This is a genomic window from Bacillus sp. JJ1562, from assembly GCF_036962705.1.
GTDB lineage: Bacteria > Bacillota > Bacilli > Bacillales > Bacillaceae_L > Ferdinandcohnia.
The window spans coordinates 78785-96554 of sequence record NZ_JBALOQ010000035.1 but is presented as its reverse complement, the minus strand read 5'-3'; the positions used below and the strand labels follow the sequence as shown (position 1 = coordinate 96554).

The 17770-nt window shown below is 37.3% G+C and carries 12 protein-coding genes; all 12 read right to left on the bottom strand.

Translation table 11 applies throughout. The annotated features are described in order from the left end of the window. Positions 1-244 precede the first annotated feature (244 nt). Complete coding sequence (locus tag V7097_RS19745; RefSeq protein ID WP_335705359.1) at positions 245-1801, bottom strand: glycoside hydrolase family 43 protein; 1557 nt, start codon at positions 1799-1801, stop codon at positions 245-247. Positions 1802-1954: 153 nt separating this feature from the next. Then, positions 1955-3505, bottom strand: coding sequence for a glycoside hydrolase family 43 protein (locus V7097_RS19740; RefSeq protein WP_335705358.1), 1551 nt, complete (start codon positions 3503-3505; stop codon positions 1955-1957). 42 nt (positions 3506-3547) lie between these two features. Further along, positions 3548-4564, bottom strand: a complete 1017-nt coding sequence (locus tag V7097_RS19735; RefSeq protein ID WP_335705357.1) for an alpha/beta hydrolase family protein — start codon at positions 4562-4564, stop codon at positions 3548-3550. Between the two features lie 38 nt (positions 4565-4602). Beyond that, positions 4603-6135, bottom strand: a complete 1533-nt coding sequence (locus tag V7097_RS19730; protein ID WP_335705356.1) for a glycoside hydrolase family 28 protein — start codon at positions 6133-6135, stop codon at positions 4603-4605. Between the two features lie 24 nt (positions 6136-6159). Then, on the bottom strand, positions 6160-7275 hold the full coding sequence (locus V7097_RS19725) for a hypothetical protein (protein WP_335705355.1): 1116 nt from the start codon (positions 7273-7275) through the stop codon (positions 6160-6162). 50 nt (positions 7276-7325) lie between these two features. Next, positions 7326-8201 carry a carbohydrate ABC transporter permease gene (locus V7097_RS19720; protein WP_335705354.1) on the bottom strand — a complete coding sequence of 292 codons (876 nt, stop codon included), beginning with the start codon at positions 8199-8201 and terminating at the stop codon, positions 7326-7328. A gap of 206 nt (positions 8202-8407) precedes the next feature. Then, positions 8408-9328 carry an ABC transporter permease gene (locus V7097_RS19715; RefSeq protein ID WP_335705367.1) on the bottom strand — a complete coding sequence of 307 codons (921 nt, stop codon included), beginning with the start codon at positions 9326-9328 and terminating at the stop codon, positions 8408-8410. A 294-nt stretch (positions 9329-9622) separates the two neighbouring features. Beyond that, on the bottom strand, positions 9623-10852 hold the full coding sequence (locus V7097_RS19710; protein ID WP_335705353.1) for an MFS transporter: 1230 nt from the start codon (positions 10850-10852) through the stop codon (positions 9623-9625). Between the two features lie 113 nt (positions 10853-10965). Next, positions 10966-12450 (bottom strand): extracellular solute-binding protein, encoded by a 1485-nt coding sequence (locus tag V7097_RS19705; protein ID WP_335705366.1) that lies wholly within the window; start codon positions 12448-12450, stop codon positions 10966-10968. A 292-nt stretch (positions 12451-12742) separates the two neighbouring features. Further along, positions 12743-14221: an extracellular solute-binding protein gene (locus V7097_RS19700; RefSeq protein WP_438824256.1), complete on the bottom strand. Its 1479-nt coding sequence runs from the start codon at positions 14219-14221 to the stop codon at positions 12743-12745. Between the two features lie 275 nt (positions 14222-14496). Then, positions 14497-15654, bottom strand: a complete 1158-nt coding sequence (locus tag V7097_RS19695; RefSeq protein ID WP_335705352.1) for an acyl-CoA dehydrogenase family protein — start codon at positions 15652-15654, stop codon at positions 14497-14499. A 150-nt stretch (positions 15655-15804) separates the two neighbouring features. After that, positions 15805-17382 (bottom strand): sensor domain-containing diguanylate cyclase, encoded by a 1578-nt coding sequence (locus tag V7097_RS19690; protein ID WP_335705351.1) that lies wholly within the window; start codon positions 17380-17382, stop codon positions 15805-15807. Positions 17383-17770: the final 388 nt, after the last annotated feature.

Genomic DNA, 17770 nt, shown 5'->3' with positions numbered 1-17770 from the left:
GTACCGCTAAACACTTCTTACGGTACATGCTTACTGCTTTTCGCAACGAGCGTGTACCGCTAAACACTTCTTGCGGGACACGCTTACTGCTTTTCGGAACGAACGTGTACCGCTAAACACTTCTTGCGGTACATGCTTACTGCTTTTGGAACAAGCATGTACCGCTAAACACTTCTTGCGGTACACGCTTACTGCTTTTCGGAACGAGTATGTACCGCTAAACACTTCTTGCGGTACATCATCTTTAATCTAATCCAATGTATTCAAAATAATCAAAGTCAGCAAAGTTCGATGATTCTACACCATTGGAACTAGCGTACATTCCTATATACGCTCCTGTAAATCCACCTGCAACATCTGTACTTAAAATTCTTCCATCTACATCTTCCTTTAGAATTTCCCACTTTTCTGGTACTCTCGCAAAATAAAAATGATAGACCTGTCCATATGCCTCCACTTTTAGAAAAACCTTTTGATGTTGATAAGGTCTTACAGCAAGGATTTCTTCGTGGCCTGCTTCTCTTTTTATTAATCGAATCTCTGATTGTACGTATTCAACGCGGTAGTGGAAATCAGTATTTTGCAGTAGGACTAATCCTGCAACCTCATGCCTATTGTTTGGCGAAAACTCCATTTTTGTTCGAGCAGCAAAGTTGATGTGACATTGTCTTCGTCCAATAAAAGCAGGGTTAACTGCCTCTGTAATTGTTTCAGGCTTTAATCGTATACGTAAATGTCCTCGGCGTTCCTGTAATGACCAAAAATCCCCTCTTGGTGTACGGATAAAATTCCATTGCATTCGTAAATCTGATAAATCAAAATGATCGCAAACTGGGTCTGTTGGCCATCTTTGTTCCTCTAAATTAGGTTTTACCCCTTCAACTTCAACTATGCCTTTACCTGGATTGACAACTGGCCACCCATCTTCCCATTTGATTGGTACAAGAAAAGATTCCCTGCCTAGGTTACGATACCCGCCATCGTATGGACGTGATCCCAAGCAAACCATCCACCATTCACCCATACTCGTTTCAACAAGATCACCATGCCCTACATTTGCAATCGGATAATCTCTTCCCAAATGACGATGTGTCAGAATTGGATTTATTTTAGCACCTTCATAAGGGCCAGTAATCGATTCACTGCGAGCAACGGTGATAGAATGAGTAAAGCCAGTGCCACCTTCCGCAATTAGTAAATAATACCTTCCGTCTACTTTATAAATATGTGGTGCCTCCTGGGCATGAACATACTTTAGTGCCCCGTCCCAAAGACTATATTTCTCTCCGGTCAATTGCTTTGTTTCTAAGTCCAATTCCTGAAGCCAAATTTCCATATGTTTTGGGTACAGCTGACCACCTGGTGGCCGTCGATTTGCCGTTACATATACTTTCCCGTCATCATCGAAAAATAAGGATGTATCGATACCAGGACAGTCATCTAACCAATATGGGTCAGACCATGGACCATCAGGGTTCTCTGCTGTTACAAAGAAATTTCTTCTGGCACCCGTTTGACTTTCCACAAAGGTTGTAATGACATAAAAGATTCCTTTATTATATCGGATGGTTGCTGCATAGATTCCTTTTGAATTCGGTGTCCCATCAAGGTTTAGTTGGCTTGATCGACTGAGTACATGTCCGATTTGCCGCCAGTTTACTAAGTCCTTACTATGAAAAATGGGAATCCCCGGAAAATATTCAAATGTGGATGTGACTAAATAATAATCATCCGCGACACGACAGATAGATGGGTCTGGATAAAATCCCGGTATAATTGGATTTTTAAAAGTAGTAGCCATAAGATTCCCCCCTTTTAACTTTATTCAGCAATGTCCCCTACTTCTATAAGTTGGGGATAAATCAAAAGACTATAAAATTCAGCGGCTGATTCAAACCCCGACTGAATAAAGGTAAGCCTCCGGCTGATTCCACAGATTTTCAGGCGTATTTAATTAGTGAACTGAAAAATAGTCGAATTCTGCATATCCTTTGCTTTTTTCAAGTTTACTGTTATAACAGTAGATTCCGATTTGTGCACCAACCCATTTACCAGGCGCAGCTTCAAATTCCTCATTTACCTTCTTAAAGGTGACTCCATCCTCACTGTAACTAAAGCTACATATTGCTCCCTTATCTACCTCTACACGTAGAAATAGTTCATTTCCATTTAAATGCCCGACCAAGACCTCGTTCTGTAGCTTCTCTTCATCCCCGCTATGATAAAAGACACCTAATTGATCCTCAACTTGTTTAATTACAATGGAGGCGTATTGTCTTCCTAGAATAACTAATCCGGTTCTATCATGTTCCTTTTCAGGAGCAAATCTCAGTTTTGTTGTCACATTAAAGGTTTCAGCAGGGAATTTCTGAGTCATGATATTTGGGATACGGTAAAGATTGGTTTCACCAGGATGTCCAATTGCGTGTAATCGAAGCATTTGCCCATTTATTTCATACCAATGATATTTTTGATTGGCTTGCCATTGCCACTGGAGCCCTAATTGATTAGAGCTAAAATCATCACTCATGTCAGGAACAATAATCTCTGAAGCTACTTTCGATTCTGGCTTTTCCCATTGGAGAACAGGTTCACTGATTCCTTCATCATTTTGGTTATGACCCATTACTGGCCAATCATTTTCCCAAACCATGGGTTGGAGATGGACAATTCGACCGTACGCTCCCTTATCCTGAAAATGAAGAAACCATGATTCTCCTGTTTCAGTCTCAACCCAACCACCTTGATGAGGGCCATTTATATTCGATTTTCCCTGATGTAACACGATTTTATCTTCATAAGGACCAAATATATGTTTCGAACGAAGAATGGTCTGCCAACCTGTTGCAACTCCGCCTGCAGGTGCAAAAATATAATAATAGCCATTGCGTTTGTATAATTTCGGCCCTTCAATCGTCTGATGGTTTTCATTCCCATCAAAAACATGGATTCCTTCATCCAAAAGCTCAGTTCCATCTGGCTTCATTCGACTAATATGAAGAATGCTTTTAAATCCGATTCTGCTTTTCGCAAACGCACTCACGAGGTAAGCTTGCCCATCGTCATCCCAAAATGGACAAGTATCAATCCATCCTTTTGTTTTCTTAACCAAATGTAGGGGTGTCCATTCTCCAGCAGGATCGTCTGCCGTACTCATAAAAACTCCTTCATCTGGCGCACCAAAGAACACCCAAAACTTTCCGTCATGATAACGAAGACTAGGCGCCCAAACGCCATCACCATGACGTGGTTTATCGTAGCTTTCAAATGGTAATGTATCCGCTACATGATTGATAATCTTCCAGTTAACGAGATCAGTAGAATGTAAAACTGGTAAACAAGGGGACATATGAAAGCTAGATGAAACCATATAATAGTCATTGCCTACTCGAATAACGTCTGGGTCCGAGTAATCTGCATGTAAAATTGGGTTTTGAAACATTCCATTTTCTAAATCGGCTTGCCATACATTTCGAACGGCAAGACTTTTCTTAGCTTCCGTCATGTATTTATTCAACTCCAAACAAATTATTTGATTGTGAGAGTACTATTTTTTTGCATTTAATATAGAACATAACCACTCAAAAGATTGGTCACCGCTTATTTCATGACCACCTTCAAATAGCTGCCAATTTACAAGGTGTTCAACATTACGATCAGAATAGATACTTTTAATTTGTTCAATTGCTTTTTCTGTTTCTTTTACAGGAAAGAGGTGGTCCATTTTTCCTGCCTCAACAAATAACGGGCGTGGCACCATTAAGGCGATTAGTTCAGGCATCTTTGCGTATTGCAGTATTCCAGGTACATAATTGTCTAAACAATGCCTTCTGTTCATAATGCTTCCTTTGAATGTATTGGTATAGCCCGATATAACAGTCGCCTGAATACGCTTATCTAGTACAGATGTATAGGCTGCAACAAGTCCGCCTCCTGAAATTCCCATACAGCCGATTCGAGAAGCATCAATTTCCTCAAATTCTTCCATAAAATCTAATACTTTTTGACATTCAAAAACACGAAGTCCTGCAAGCGTCTTACCATAAAGGAGCAATTGGCTTGCCAATGAATAACAAGAATTATCTGATGGTGATTGGCGCATGTCGTTTGAATAGGTTCGCTCCCCAAAACCAATTAATTCCGGCGCCATCACAACAAATCCACGTTTCACAAGCTCAATAGCGAAATCTTTATGTAATCCAGGGTCGCCGTTTCGGTCATTACCTTTAGGGTCTAGCCCCACAATATCTTTGTTTCCATATCCATGACCATGCAATGCGAGAATGGCTGGAGCTTTTTTACCATTCAGATTGTTTGGAACTAGGGCATACATCTGTAACCGAATAGTTGCTAGTGTAGTAATCTCAATACTGTACCTTGTATACTGGTCATAAACCTTTTGTTCTATTATTGTAGGTTGAAGTGGTACATCACTCTTATAAGTCCCAATTAACTCTTGAAATTTTGAAGTTAATGATGATTGCCATTCCTCGTCATAGGTTGATGGGTTATTTTTTACTGTATCTTGATATAATTCATCCAAAAATTGATGGACTACCCACATGTAAGTACCTCCATATTTTTATATCCAACTATGAAAAGCTATAGATCTTGTTTTAAAACATTGCTAGACTCTACTATCTGCAAATAATTTGGACTTGCCATTTGTGTCGCATAGCCATCAATATTTTTATTATCGACGTGTTTTAAAATTACTGCTGGAGTAGAGTTATGTTGGTTTCTCATTGAGAAATGATCAATATTGACATGCTCGCTATCCTCAATTTGCAGTCCAGCACCTTGGCGAGTTTCAATTCGGACATGATGGATATCTAAATTTGAAATATACTTTCCGAAAATACCCGCTCCAGCCATTACTAATTCTTCTTGAACCATGTCCGGCTCCCCGCCCTCTTCATTAGGGTCAAGGGTCATTTCAATTGTGGAATGGTGGATTGAAATATCGCGTATCGGTTGTTCAGGCAGACCGTAAATAAACCCAGCTGCTGCTCGGCAGTTTTTTGCTGTAATATTACTAATTTGGATATGTTCAATTTCAGGTGTCTTTTCGGTAATTGGCTGTTTCCTAAGACTATTCACTGTCGGATCTTTCTCATTCACACCATGGCGATAAAACGAATTAATGGCAATTGGACATAATACATCTTCCATATAAATATTGTTCACTAGAATATTTTTCACGTATCCGCCACGTTCTCGGTTTGTTTTTATACGTACCCCACGGTCTGTTCCAATAAATGTACAGTTCGATATCGTTACATTTTTAATTCCACCGGACATCTCACTTCCAAGAACGATTCCTCCATGTCCATGGTGCATTGTGCAGTTTGTTACAACTATATTTTCTGTCGGCTTACCTACTCTTCTTCCGTCTTCATTAATACCTGATTTTAAGACGAGACAGTCATCCCCAACAGCGAAGTGGCAATCTGAAACTCGTACATTAGAACAAGAATCGATGTCAAATCCGTCACCATTAGGCGCGTCTGCTGGATTTTCAAAGGTTACATTATGAACGGTGACATCGTCGCAATAAACGAGATGTGTATTCCAAAATGGTGAATTTTTTAAAGTGACACCTTCAATTGTGACATGCTTACAGTCCAACAATTGCAATAAAGGCGGACGTAAAAATTGTGAATCCCATTCAACTAGATTGGTTTCAATGGGTTCCATGAAGTCTTGATTAAGCACGGCAATTCGTTCGGTCGTTTTTGAAGAATAGGCTGTACTATTTTTACGGAGCTGTCTATTAATCAACCACCATGCTTTCCCTTGCCCATCAAAGGAACCTTCTCCTTTTATTGCAACATTGTCGAGTTTTTCCCCAAAAATTAATGGGGAATATCCATAGCACTCATAGCCAGACCAACGTGTTTTAACGGGTTGGTAGCGATCAAAATCATCATAAAATCGGATTGTTGCACCCGCTTCTAAGTAAAGAGTTATATTACTTTTAAGTACAATCGGTCCTGTTAAATACGTTCCAGCTGGCACAAAAACAGTTCCCCCACCATTTTCGGCAGACTGATTAATTGCCTGAGCAAAAATATCCGTATGATCAGTACTGTTATCTCCAATTGCTCCTAATTGTGTGATGTCTAAAAAAGCCATTCTATTCCCTCCAACAATTATTTGCTATTTCTCTTGTAATCTATTTTCAACGTGTTGATAAAACATCTCGGAACCCTTAATAGGGATTGCTATTTTTCGAGCTAATTTGTGTAATTGCAATCGGATCAGGGTAGCTTGGGTACCGGCATTCATGTCCCCTTCGTATAAACCTTTCCCTAAATGAACGGCAACAGGCATATCGGGATAAAACTCATCAGATTTTACCTGTGCAACATTTGGCGCAGTCGGCGAATGGTCAATTTCTCTTGAAAAACCGCCATCAGGGCGTTTTAGTTTTTCGATATTATCAACCGTAATTTGAATAATCTCTTCAAGTTCGTGTTTGGGAATTTCTAGATTGATATAGGATAATAAATCAATCGGATTCCTGATGTAGCACATATCCTTAGCTATTTCAGTTCGTAAACAGTGAAGAATGCTTTGATACATTTTTTCTACTTTCGGCATCGTTAACCCGAACTTATGGTAAAACGTATGAAGCTTAAAGGTCCCTGAGATTCGGACATACATGCTTCCTTCTCCCCAAAGACCTGTTAGTGGATCTTGAATGCTTTCTAAGTACTTAGCAGCAATTTGTATCATTTTTTCCTGGTTCTCTTGATCCATCTGCCCAATGTACATGCAGGATGATGCTAATAAGTCACAGCCTCGCCAACTATTCACTAAACTAATACTTTTCCATTTTTTTATGTATTCTTCTTCTGAATTTACGTAATGGGGTGCTTTATTAAGCTCTACAGGTGACTGATAGAAAGGTGAACCACCTAAACGGGATAATGAATTTACTGAATAATTGAAGGCCCTACTGACCATTACTTCATCATTTTTCATGTGTGGGTTATCATCTAGAAAAAATCCTGTTTTCGGGTCTTGTTTACGTTTGAAAAAAGAAATAAATTTTGCCCGTAATTCTACGGGCATTTTAGTAAGTAATTCATTCCGCGATAAAATATTTAAGGCTTGGGCAGTTGATTCGATATCAGGTGTAAAGGAGCTATCAGATACAGAGCTTTTTGCATAATAAAAACCGCCTGTAATCGGATCATATTGACCTGCCAGCCATTCAAAAAATCCATCAAATAGAGAATCTAATTTCTCAAAAGAATTGGTAATGTCCATCTGCAGCTCACCTTCATATTGAATTTTTATGTTTGTAACGTCCTATCAAACTACTCCTTCATCGAGCCAAGCATAGCTCCTTTCGTGAAGTATTTTTGTAGGAATGGATATACCATTAGTACAGGGATTGTTGCGACAACAATAACTGCCATCTTAATTGTAATATCTGGCGGTGGAATGTTTGTAAATTCTGAGCTATCGTAGCTAAGTCCACTCGCAAGAACTACGATCTGTCTTAGTAAAACTTGAATTGGCCATTTTGCTGCATCATTGATATATAGGATTGCATGCATATATGTGTTCCAGTATGCAACTGCATAGAATAAAGATACGGTTGCTAAGGCTGGCTTTGAAATTGGCATTACAATTCTAAATAGGACCCCAAAGTCGTTACAGCCATCAATTTTCGCTGACTCTATTAATCCTTCTGGCAATCCCATGATGAAGCTTCGTAAAATGATCATGTTAAATACGTTGATTGTGACTGGTACAATTAACGCTGCATAACTATCAAGTAATCCAGTGTTTTTAACAATTAAGAAGGTAGGAATCATTCCACCACTAAATAACATCGTGAATACGAACAAGAACAAGATTTGTCTTCTACCGATCAAGTCCTTACGTGATAACCCATAAGCTGTTAATAATGAAATGAACATACTCCATAATGTACCGACGAGTGTCACTCCAATTGAAACGAATAATGCCTTAAAGATTGTATTTGTTGAGAAAATATATTTATAGGCATCTAAACTAAATACAGTAGGAAATAAGACAAAACGTTTATCTGCTAACTCTGCACTAGTAGTAAACGAGGCTGCAATAACATGTATAAATGGCAACACCATTGTAAGTGCGATCAAAATTAGCAATAAATTATTTCCTAAACGGAAGATCCGGCTTCCGAACTCTTTTTCTCCAACCATACTCTCACTCCCTTTGTTATAATCAATTGCGCCTTGGCGTATTTGCGCCCAGATTTTTTAGGCCCACACGAGGTGGGTCACAAAGACGTTGCCACAGGAAGTGGCGTTCTTAGTCTTTGATCTTAAGCTCGAAAAACTTCCTTTGAAAATCGGATGTCTCCGCCGGAGGCTTGAACTTTATTCAAGCTCTGTTGAATAAAGTTAGCTTAGTAAATACCTTCTTCTCCGAATTTCTTGGCCATTCTGTTTGCAAAGACAACTAGGACTAAACCAACGAGCCCTTTAAATAAGCCGACTGCTGTACTATAGCTGTATTGGCCCTGTAATAATCCAGTAACATATACATACGTATCAAAAATTTCAGCAACGCTACGGTTAGAAGCATTTAGTAATAGATATACATGCTCGAAACCAAGCTCTAAAACATCACCGATTTTTAGAATAAGTAAGACAATGATAACTGGTCGGATTGCAGGTAATGTAATATGCCAAATTTGACGTAATTTACTTGCTCCATCCATTTTTGCAGCTTCATATAACCCAGGATCTACCCCTGAGATAGCCGCTAAGTAAATGATGGTTCCCCAACCAGCACTTTGCCACACAACTTGTGTGATATAAATTGGTCTAAACCAATCGGAGTTCATTAGGAAGTTAACTTTATTCAAACCAAGACTTACTAATAATTCATTGATCAATCCACCATCCATTGTTAAAAGGACAAAACTTATGGAAACAATGATTACCCAACTCATAAAGTGTGGAATATAGATCAGTGACTGTATTGTTCTTTTAAAGAAAAGATTTTTTACCTCATTAAGCATCAATGCTAGGATTATTGGAATTGGAAACGCTATAAAAATATGCAATCCAAAAAGGAAAAGTGTATTCCGTAAAATCATCCAGAAATCCGAATCTGAAAACAAATGGATAAAGTGTTCAAACCCTACCCATTCACTTCCCAAAATCCCTTGATATGGTTTGTAATTCTGAAACGAGATCACTAGACCAAGCATTGGAACGTATTTGTAAATAAGTAAGTACAACAAACCTGGAAGGATCATCAAATATAATAGTTTATTTTTGAATATGCGCCTTTTTATCTCGGCTTTAAAGCTACGTTGCAAATCTTGGCTAACAACTGTCTTTTGTGTCGCTAGTTCTGTTTGGCTGTTTTGTTCAATAACTGTTTCTGACTTCACTCTCATCATCCCTTTCATCTATTATTTGCAATCGCTTACTTATTTGCTTTTAAAGGTTTGTCAAGCAAATATAATAGGAGTTGTTTATGTTACCGATTTTAAAAAAACCTTATACTTGTATTTTCTAAATACTTTTACATATCGTAAATAATCAAAGTTTCATATACCGGGTAGATTGTAGTAGTTTAGGAGATTTTGACGGCTTATCTTAGAAAATGATTATATCGACCACTTTTCGTTTTTCGAAAAAAAAGATTGTTTATTTGCTACTAAATAAGGGATGAACCATTGTACCACCGCTAATGCAAAGAGTACGAATGGTATACTATCTGCTTCAATGCCATTTACAAAAGTTAAGAAAATGATTATCCCAAAACCTCTACCCAAATTAATAATCGTTTCACGCAACACAACTGCTTCTGTCCTAAAATTTGATTTTAATGGAAGCTGTCCAATCATGTTATAGTAAAATGCTTCATATGAATTCCCCTGCAAAGGCTTAAAAATAGAATAGATGGACATAAACAAAATGACCGTTAAAGCAGATAAATCTGCAAGTAAAAAAACGGTAGATAAGGTAAACCCGGCAGCTGATAGTAGCAAATACTTTACAGTCCCTTCAGACTGTGCAAACCTTGAAATAAAATAACTTGAGATAATCGATAACGACAAAAACAAGATATTTAAATTAGCCACTGTCTGTTCTTTTAGAAAGATCTCATATAATAAAATAGATGGAATAAACGATAAAATTCCGTGTGGAAACCCCAAAATAAACCATCCAACCATTGATTTCTTAAACACTGGTTCCCTTTTTAAGATTAAGGGGAGGTACTTCATGTAATAGGATGTATGATGGTTCTCCTCTTTTTTCAGCTTCATGCTACCAATTGCTGCGATAGCAAACATGACGAAAGCTACACCGAAAACGATCATATAACCTTGGAAGCCTGAGTATAAACCGATGATAAATGCAGCAATTGCCGGACCCGAAAGATTTGTACCATTCATGACAATCGTATTTAACCCTAAAACCCGAAGTCGGTTTTTATCTGTTGAAACTTCATGGACGATTGTGAAATACCCTAACCAATATAAGGCTTGTGAAATACCTTTCATAATTGCAAAGAGAAGATAAAATGTGACAATTTCTTCTTGGGCTATTAAAATAAAAAGATAAAAGAAGGCAGTAATAAAGATACCTAATCGATATGCGAGCAGCTTTCCCTTCCGTTTTGCGAATTTGCCGATCGAGAATGTTGTAACAGCCTGGGCAAGGAGCGCCACTAAATTGAAGACAGCATTTATAAATAAGCTGTTTGTTAATCTCCATAGATAGATATTGAGAAAGATTAAAGACATAGAATTTCCGAATTGGTAAATAGCATGATTTACTAGGGAAATGACGGCCTGCTGATTTAATCTCTTCGCCTTGTCAATTTGGAACATAAGTACACATCCCTGAAATACAAAATATTAGGTTATTAGATTTTCCTGTTTATATGAATAAAATAAAAGGCTGTATTGCACAGCCTTTTATTTTTGCATTAAGATTTCGATGATTATTTAGACTTTTTATTTGACTCGTTAAATTCCTTGATTACATCATCTCCACCAGACTTCTTCCAATCATTAATTACTTTTTCAAAGCCTGCTTTATCAAGATCGCCTAAGATATATTGATATGTTGCATCTGTGATTTTTTGGTTAAGAAGTTCACCTTTTTCTGCAAATGTTGCAGAGTCAAGTGCAACTGTTGGGTCATGAATTAAGTAATTTTCATTATCAATAATTAAGTTTTCAGCCTTTTCCTTAGCTGGTAATGTAAATACTCCATCATATCTACCGTTAGTTTTAATTTCACCGATTTCAAGTGCCTGATATGGCTTCACATCACGATTTGTTAAGTCTTGGTCCTCAGATGCTAGAGCTCTGCCATCTTGTACTTCATAATGCTCGCCTTCAATTCCCCAGAAAATAAGGTTAGACAGTTCTGGAGTCATTAATTTATCAAAGAAACCAAGGATTCCTTTTAACTGTTCTTCCGTTTTTACAGCCGATTTCGGGAATAACACAACGTTACCATAACCTGGTATTGCCCATACGCCAAACTCGCCATTTGGTCCCTTAATAATGTTATGAACATCGTACTCAATGTCAGGGTTTAATTGAACTGCATCCTTGTGCAAGCTTACTACGTCAGCCATTGAACCGATATACATTCCAGCTGTACCATTTTTAAAGAATGCTTGTTGATCTTCTTTACTTGTTACTGGAAAGTCTTGGTTAATATATCCATTATCACGTAGCTCTTTAAAGTAATCCATTGTTTGGAAAAATTCATCAAACATAAATCTTGGTTGTAATTCCCCGTCTTTTTCTCCCCATCCATTAGGAGACCCAAACCATGATGCTACGGTATCAAATGCACCATAAGCTAAATCGGCGCGATCAGTAAGACCAAATGTATCATCTTTTCCGTTTCCATCTGGATCTTGTTCTGTAAATGCTTTAGCCATTGCGTAAATATCTTCCGTAGTTTCAGGAGTACCAATACCTAATTTATCTGCCCAGTCTTTTCGATAAATTAATCCTTGGCGAGATAAAGGTCTTCCTTGGTATAATGAATAGATTTTTCCATCAACTGCTGTGTTTGCTAAGATCTGCTCATTCAATTTGCTTAAGTTAGGAAACTCGTCTAAATAAGGTCCGATTTCCCAAAACTGTTCATCGCGAATTGCTTCTTTAAATTGAATGAAAGTTGTTTGGTTTTTCAAGAATACCGCTTCTGGTAATGTTTCTGTTGCAAATGCTGTGTTCAGTTTTTCCTCATAGCTTGTATCCGGTGTCCACTGAATGGTTAGATCAACACCTGTTTTTTCCTCTAACAGCTTTTCAATTTTGTCAGATGGAACTTCAGGTGTGTGAAGGTTAGCCATAATCGTAAAGCTAACTTTCTCCTCCTTTTGTTCTTTTGGCTTGTCTGAATTTTTATCGCCTGAAGCGCTTTCATTTGAACAAGCAGCCAGTCCAGCTACCCCTAGCATCAAAGCAAGGGATAAGCCTAAAAACTTCTTCTTACTTTTCTTCAAAGTTATTCCCCCTATTTATTTTTTTGGTTTTGTGGTGCACCTTAAATTTATCTCCATGGTATGATGATGTGAATAATCAAATTCTCACATATCCCTTCAACACTGGGTTTGAAAGCACTTTCAAAGGTGTTTGTAAGAAAATGATTATTACATTTACAAAAGGTTTTGAATCTTTCTTGAAAAAGGACACCCCATCAAAAGAGTGAAGACAAGTAAATATGCCTCCACCCTTTTACTAGAATCCTAGTTATTTAAGTTTTTGATACGACTCATTAAATTCTTTGATTACGTCATCCCCACCAGATTTCTTCCAATCTTCAATCGCTTTTTCAAATCCAGCTTTGTCGAGATCACCTAGAATATATTGATATGTTGCATCATTGATTTTCTGGTTCAATAGTTCGCCCCTTTCTGCAAATGTTGCAGAGTCAAGTGGAACAGTTGGATCGTGAATTAAGTAATTTTCATTGTCTAAAATTAATTCTTCAGCCTTTTCCTTAGCAGGCAATGTGAATACACCTTCATATCTACCATTTGTCTTAGGTTCTCCGATTTCAAGAGACTGATAAGGTTTTACCTCTCTAGTTGTTAAATCAGTATCCTCTGAGGCAAGTGCTCTCTCCTCTTGTACTGTATAATGTTCACCTTCAAGTCCCCAGAAAATTAAGTTCGCAATTTCTGGAGTTGCTAGTTTATCAAAGAAACCAAGGATTTCTTTTAATTGTTCTTCTGATTTAACAGCAGATCTAGGGAATAATACGACATTTCCATAGCCAGGGATAGCCCAAATGCCATATTCTCCATTTGAACCTACGATTTTATTCTGAACATCAAACTCGATATCTGGATTTAATGTTACTGCATCCTTATGAAGACTTACTACATCAGCCATTGAGCCAATATACATACCAGCAGTACCATTTTTAAAGAATGCTTGTTGATCTTCTTTACTTGTTACAGGGAAGTCCTGGTTGATATAACCTTTATCACGCAGCTTTTTTAGATAATCCATTGTGTCTGTATACTCTGCAAACATAAATTCTGGAAGAAGTTGTCCATCTTTTTCACCCCAACCATTTGGAGTTCCAAGCCATGATGCTACTGTTTTGAATGCCCCATAGGAAAGGTCTGCACGATCAGTGATTCCAAAAGTGTCATCCTTTCCGTTTCCATCAGGATCATTCTCTGTAAAAGCTCTAGCCATTTCATACACATCATCAATAGATTTTGGAGCTTCTAACCCCAAATTATTTGCCCAGTCCTTACGATAAATTAGCCCTTGTCGAGATAATGGTCTACCTTGATATAAAGCATAAATTTTGCCATCGACTGCTGTGTTTTCTATAATTTGTTCATTTAACTTACTTAAGTTCGTAAATTCGTTTAAATAGGGACCGATTTCCCAGAACTGATCATCGCGAATTGCCTCTTTAAATTGAATAAAAGTAGTTTGGTTTTTTAGAAATACTGCTTCTGGTAAGGTTTCTGTTGCAAATGCCGTGTTTAATTTTTCTTCGTAGCTCGTATCTGGTGTCCATTGTATAGTTAAATCAACACCCGTTTTTTCTTCAAGAAGCTTTTCAATTTTATCGGATGGAACCTCTGGAGTATAAAGATTCGCCATTATTGTAAAACTTGTTTTCCTATCTGAATCCAGTTTTTTTGATGCATCAGTGTTTGCACAGCCAGCTAGTCCACCTGCTACAAGCATGAATGCAAAAGACATTCCTAAAAGTTTCTTTTTACTATTCTTCAAAACTAAATACCTCCTCTTCGTATTCTTTTATTACCTCCTAATTTAATTCACTTTCAAAGTTCCGTAAATAATCAAAATCTTAGCTACTCTAATTATACAAAGGTTTATCAACGTTTACGAGATTGGATTGTAAGAAATTGATTACCTATTTATTGGTTAAATATATTATTCTAGTCTAGATATTTCATTTTCAAAGCACAAAAAAAGTAGCCACAATCAAAACCATTGTGACTACCTTCCTCTTCTTATTCCATTTCCTTGAACGCCATATCTGCTAGCTTCGCAATTGTCATATCATCCATTGGTGGGTTATGAAGCCCAGCTCTTACATCACGATAGTAGCGTTGTAGTGGGTTAGATTTGTGGAGACTTTTCGCTCCGACGATCCGCATGGCTTTATCGACTACTGAAATTGCACTATTTGTAGCAATATATTTTGCAAGACCTAATTCTGGCCCAAGTTGACTGCGGTCAATAGTCCGGTCCCATTTGTCAGCAATTGAATAAAGTACGTGACGGGCCTGTAGCAGCTCGGCTTCCATTTCCCCAACGACACGCCCGACATTAGGTATCGTTCTTATCGGTCCTTTTATGCTATTTGGTGAGTATTCATTTGCAAATTTCACTGCATAATTTCTTGCTGCAATTGCAATTCCCAGGTAACATGCTGGGATATGTAGCATCCAACCACTTGGCATTGCTTTTAATTCAGGCGTTAATATTTCAACCAAATCATCTTCTTCAAGCTCTACATTCGTAAGAACTAAATCATGACTTCCAGTACCTCTCATTGAAATCGTGTTCCAGGTTTCTTCGATTGTAACTCTAGCTTTTGAACGATCGACCAGAAACTCACCAATTTGGTCTGTTCCTTCTATTGAAGCAATAACACCTATATAATCAAGAACAGGCACCATGGTTGTAAAGGATTTTCTTCCTGATAGAATCCATTTGTTTCCTTCTTTTCTGGCAGCTGTTTGAGGCTTTCCTCCTCTAGTGGGGCTGCCTGTTTGGGGTTCTGTTGCAGCGCGATTGTATAATGCTCCTTGCAGTACCTGGTTTGCATAATATGTAAGTTTTTCATTGTTCCAACGATGCTTTTCGAATACATCCATGGTCGCACCAAGATGCCATCCAATTGATAAAGCGGTTGAGCCATCCCCTACAGCAAGTGTTTCTTGTAGCAAGACAAAGTCATACAAGGAAAGACCTTCTTTCCCACCATACTCCTTAGGTACAGAAAGGCTCGTATAGCCTGATTTTTTTAAATCCTCGATATTTAATGTAGGGAATTCACCTGTTTCATCATAGTTCGCAGCTCTCTCATGAAAATTGATTGCCAATTCCCTTGCCATCTTATATAAATGTTCTTGCTTCTCTGTTTTTATAAATGAAATGGGCATTTTCACCTCTCCTTTTACAGTCCCATATAATGATTCAATATTTATATTATACTATTCCTATTTGAATTTATAAAAATAGATGCCCTAAATAATAAATCCCATATTGCTCGTTCGATATAAAAACGACATACAATATGGGATCGGATAATCTTAGTTTACTGCACTAAAGCGCTTTTTAAAATAAAGTGTCGTCCGGTTTCTTCCAGTTTCCTTTGATTCGTAAAGTGCAGTATCTGCTCTTTCAACAATTTGTTTTGCATGTTTATCAGCTAAGTCTGATAAAGTGACACCTAATGAGATTGTGATTATTTGACCTGTTGGGTTCGAACTATTTTCAACTAATCTCCTTAATTTTTCAGCTATTACAAATGCTTCTTCTTCGCTCTTATTGTGAACAATAATTCCAAATTCCTCTCCACCGTATCGGAAACAAATGTCCTGTTCAGATACTACGGATTTCATTATTTGGGAAAGATGTTTTAACACGTCATCTCCCACTAAATGACCAAAAGTATCATTTACCTTTTTAAAATGGTCAATATCTAGCATAATTAATGAAAATGGAACTTTTTCTTCAATCCACTCATTTATAACAAGATCGAATGTTCTACGATTAACTAAACCTGTTAGTCCATCTATTTGGATTTGATTGTTTAATAATGTGAAGTAATTCGTAATATGATGAAATAGTTGTCGTATTTCATAGATATTTGAATTTGTTTTAACCTTATTTACATTTATGGACGAGTTTTTCTGATTAATAGCCTCTTCAGATAATTTTGCAAGTTTATTTATTGGTTTCGTTAAATTTATGGTTAATGCCCAACCAATGAGTAAGATAAGCATTAACAAAGGAAGGGAACGATAAAACATCATCTTATGATTATTTTGTATTGGCTCCTCTAATACACTAGTCGGAGTTTGAGATACAATCCCCCATCCTGTATCACCCATGACGGCATATCCAGCAAAAAACTCATTACCATTTGTATTGATCACGACGTCTGAACCACTTTGACCTCTAATAATCTTTGAAACTACTTTATTCTCTGAAACATTCTCATTCACCCTGCTTGAAAGAGGGTGATATATAATTCTTCCTGTTGCATCGACAACAAACACATAAGAACCATCATCATAATTATGTTTATTGAGCATTTTTTTTAGAGCATTCTCACCTTCTAAATACAAGGTCCCTCCAACTAATCCTTGATAATCTCCATTTTGATTAAAGATTGGGGCAGATATTAACATAATTAATTGACCAGATGTTGCACTATAAGGCTCAGAAATAAATGGACGCTTTAGTTGCAGCGCCTTCTTCATTGTTTCAGATTGTAACTTCATTCCTGCGGTTACCTTTGATTTATATGATACAGTTTCTGGACTAATTGCCTGAATGACACCTTCTTGATCAGTGAAGAATACGGAGTTAAAATAATTACTATTTGCGTTTTTCCATTCATCTAAATCCTTCTGATTTAAATGATGGTTGCCAAGTATTCTTCCTAATGACGTAATATTTTTTTGCATTTGAAGGAACAAATCACTTGTACTAGTGGAAAGCTTTGTTGCATAAGCGTAATTGTTTACAAGGTATCTATCCTTTAGTGTCTCATTAAGTGTAAGATGTGAAGAGTACATTGCAACGAATACGGTACATAAAACAGTAAGCATTACTAATAAACCAATTGCTAATTGTAGTCTAAGCCCCTGACGTTTCCTCATTATGTTTTCTCCTATTAATAAAAAATCAATTTCTCGAAGTCAGTTTACAAAAATCGACATTTTACAAGCATAAATCATATCAGATTTATACTAAAGAAAAAATATATATTTTACAGTTAAACATAAAAAAGCTAGACAAAACAGTAACTGTTTTATCCAGCTTTTCAAATCAAATGCGCCAAAGTGCATTTGCGCCCAGATTTTTTAGGCCCACACGATGTGGGTCACAAAGACGTTGCCACAGGACGTTGCGTTCTTAGTCTTCGTTCACTTTATCAGGCTTTTACTGGCAATTGCCCTTCGTGAGGGCTTAGTGCCAGCTAATGCTGAAAAATTACCTTTAAAAATCGGATGTCTCCGCCAGGGGCTTTAACTTAATTCAGCACAA

Excerpts from the sequence above, each read along its gene's own strand:
- V7097_RS19710 (WP_335705353.1), bottom strand. The coding sequence starts at position 10,852 with ATGTTCCAAATTGACAAGGCGAAGAGATTAAATCAGCAGGCCGTCATT.
- V7097_RS19745 (WP_335705359.1), bottom strand. The coding sequence starts at position 1,801 with ATGGCTACTACTTTTAAAAATCCAATTATACCGGGATTTTATCCAGAC.
- V7097_RS19695 (WP_335705352.1), bottom strand. The coding sequence starts at position 15,654 with ATGCCCATTTCATTTATAAAAACAGAGAAGCAAGAACATTTATATAAG.
- V7097_RS19705 (WP_335705366.1), bottom strand. The coding sequence starts at position 12,450 with ATGCTAGGGGTAGCTGGACTGGCTGCTTGTTCAAATGAAAGCGCTTCA.
- V7097_RS19700 (WP_438824256.1), bottom strand. The coding sequence starts at position 14,221 with ATGTCTTTTGCATTCATGCTTGTAGCAGGTGGACTAGCTGGCTGTGCA.
- V7097_RS19735 (WP_335705357.1), bottom strand. The coding sequence starts at position 4,564 with ATGTGGGTAGTCCATCAATTTTTGGATGAATTATATCAAGATACAGTA.
- V7097_RS19730 (WP_335705356.1), bottom strand. The coding sequence starts at position 6,135 with ATGGCTTTTTTAGACATCACACAATTAGGAGCAATTGGAGATAACAGT.
- V7097_RS19690 (WP_335705351.1), bottom strand. The coding sequence starts at position 17,382 with ATGAGGAAACGTCAGGGGCTTAGACTACAATTAGCAATTGGTTTATTA.
- V7097_RS19740 (WP_335705358.1), bottom strand. The coding sequence starts at position 3,505 with ATGACGGAAGCTAAGAAAAGTCTTGCCGTTCGAAATGTATGGCAAGCC.
- V7097_RS19720 (WP_335705354.1), bottom strand. The coding sequence starts at position 8,201 with ATGGTTGGAGAAAAAGAGTTCGGAAGCCGGATCTTCCGTTTAGGAAAT.
- V7097_RS19725 (WP_335705355.1), bottom strand. The coding sequence starts at position 7,275 with ATGGACATTACCAATTCTTTTGAGAAATTAGATTCTCTATTTGATGGA.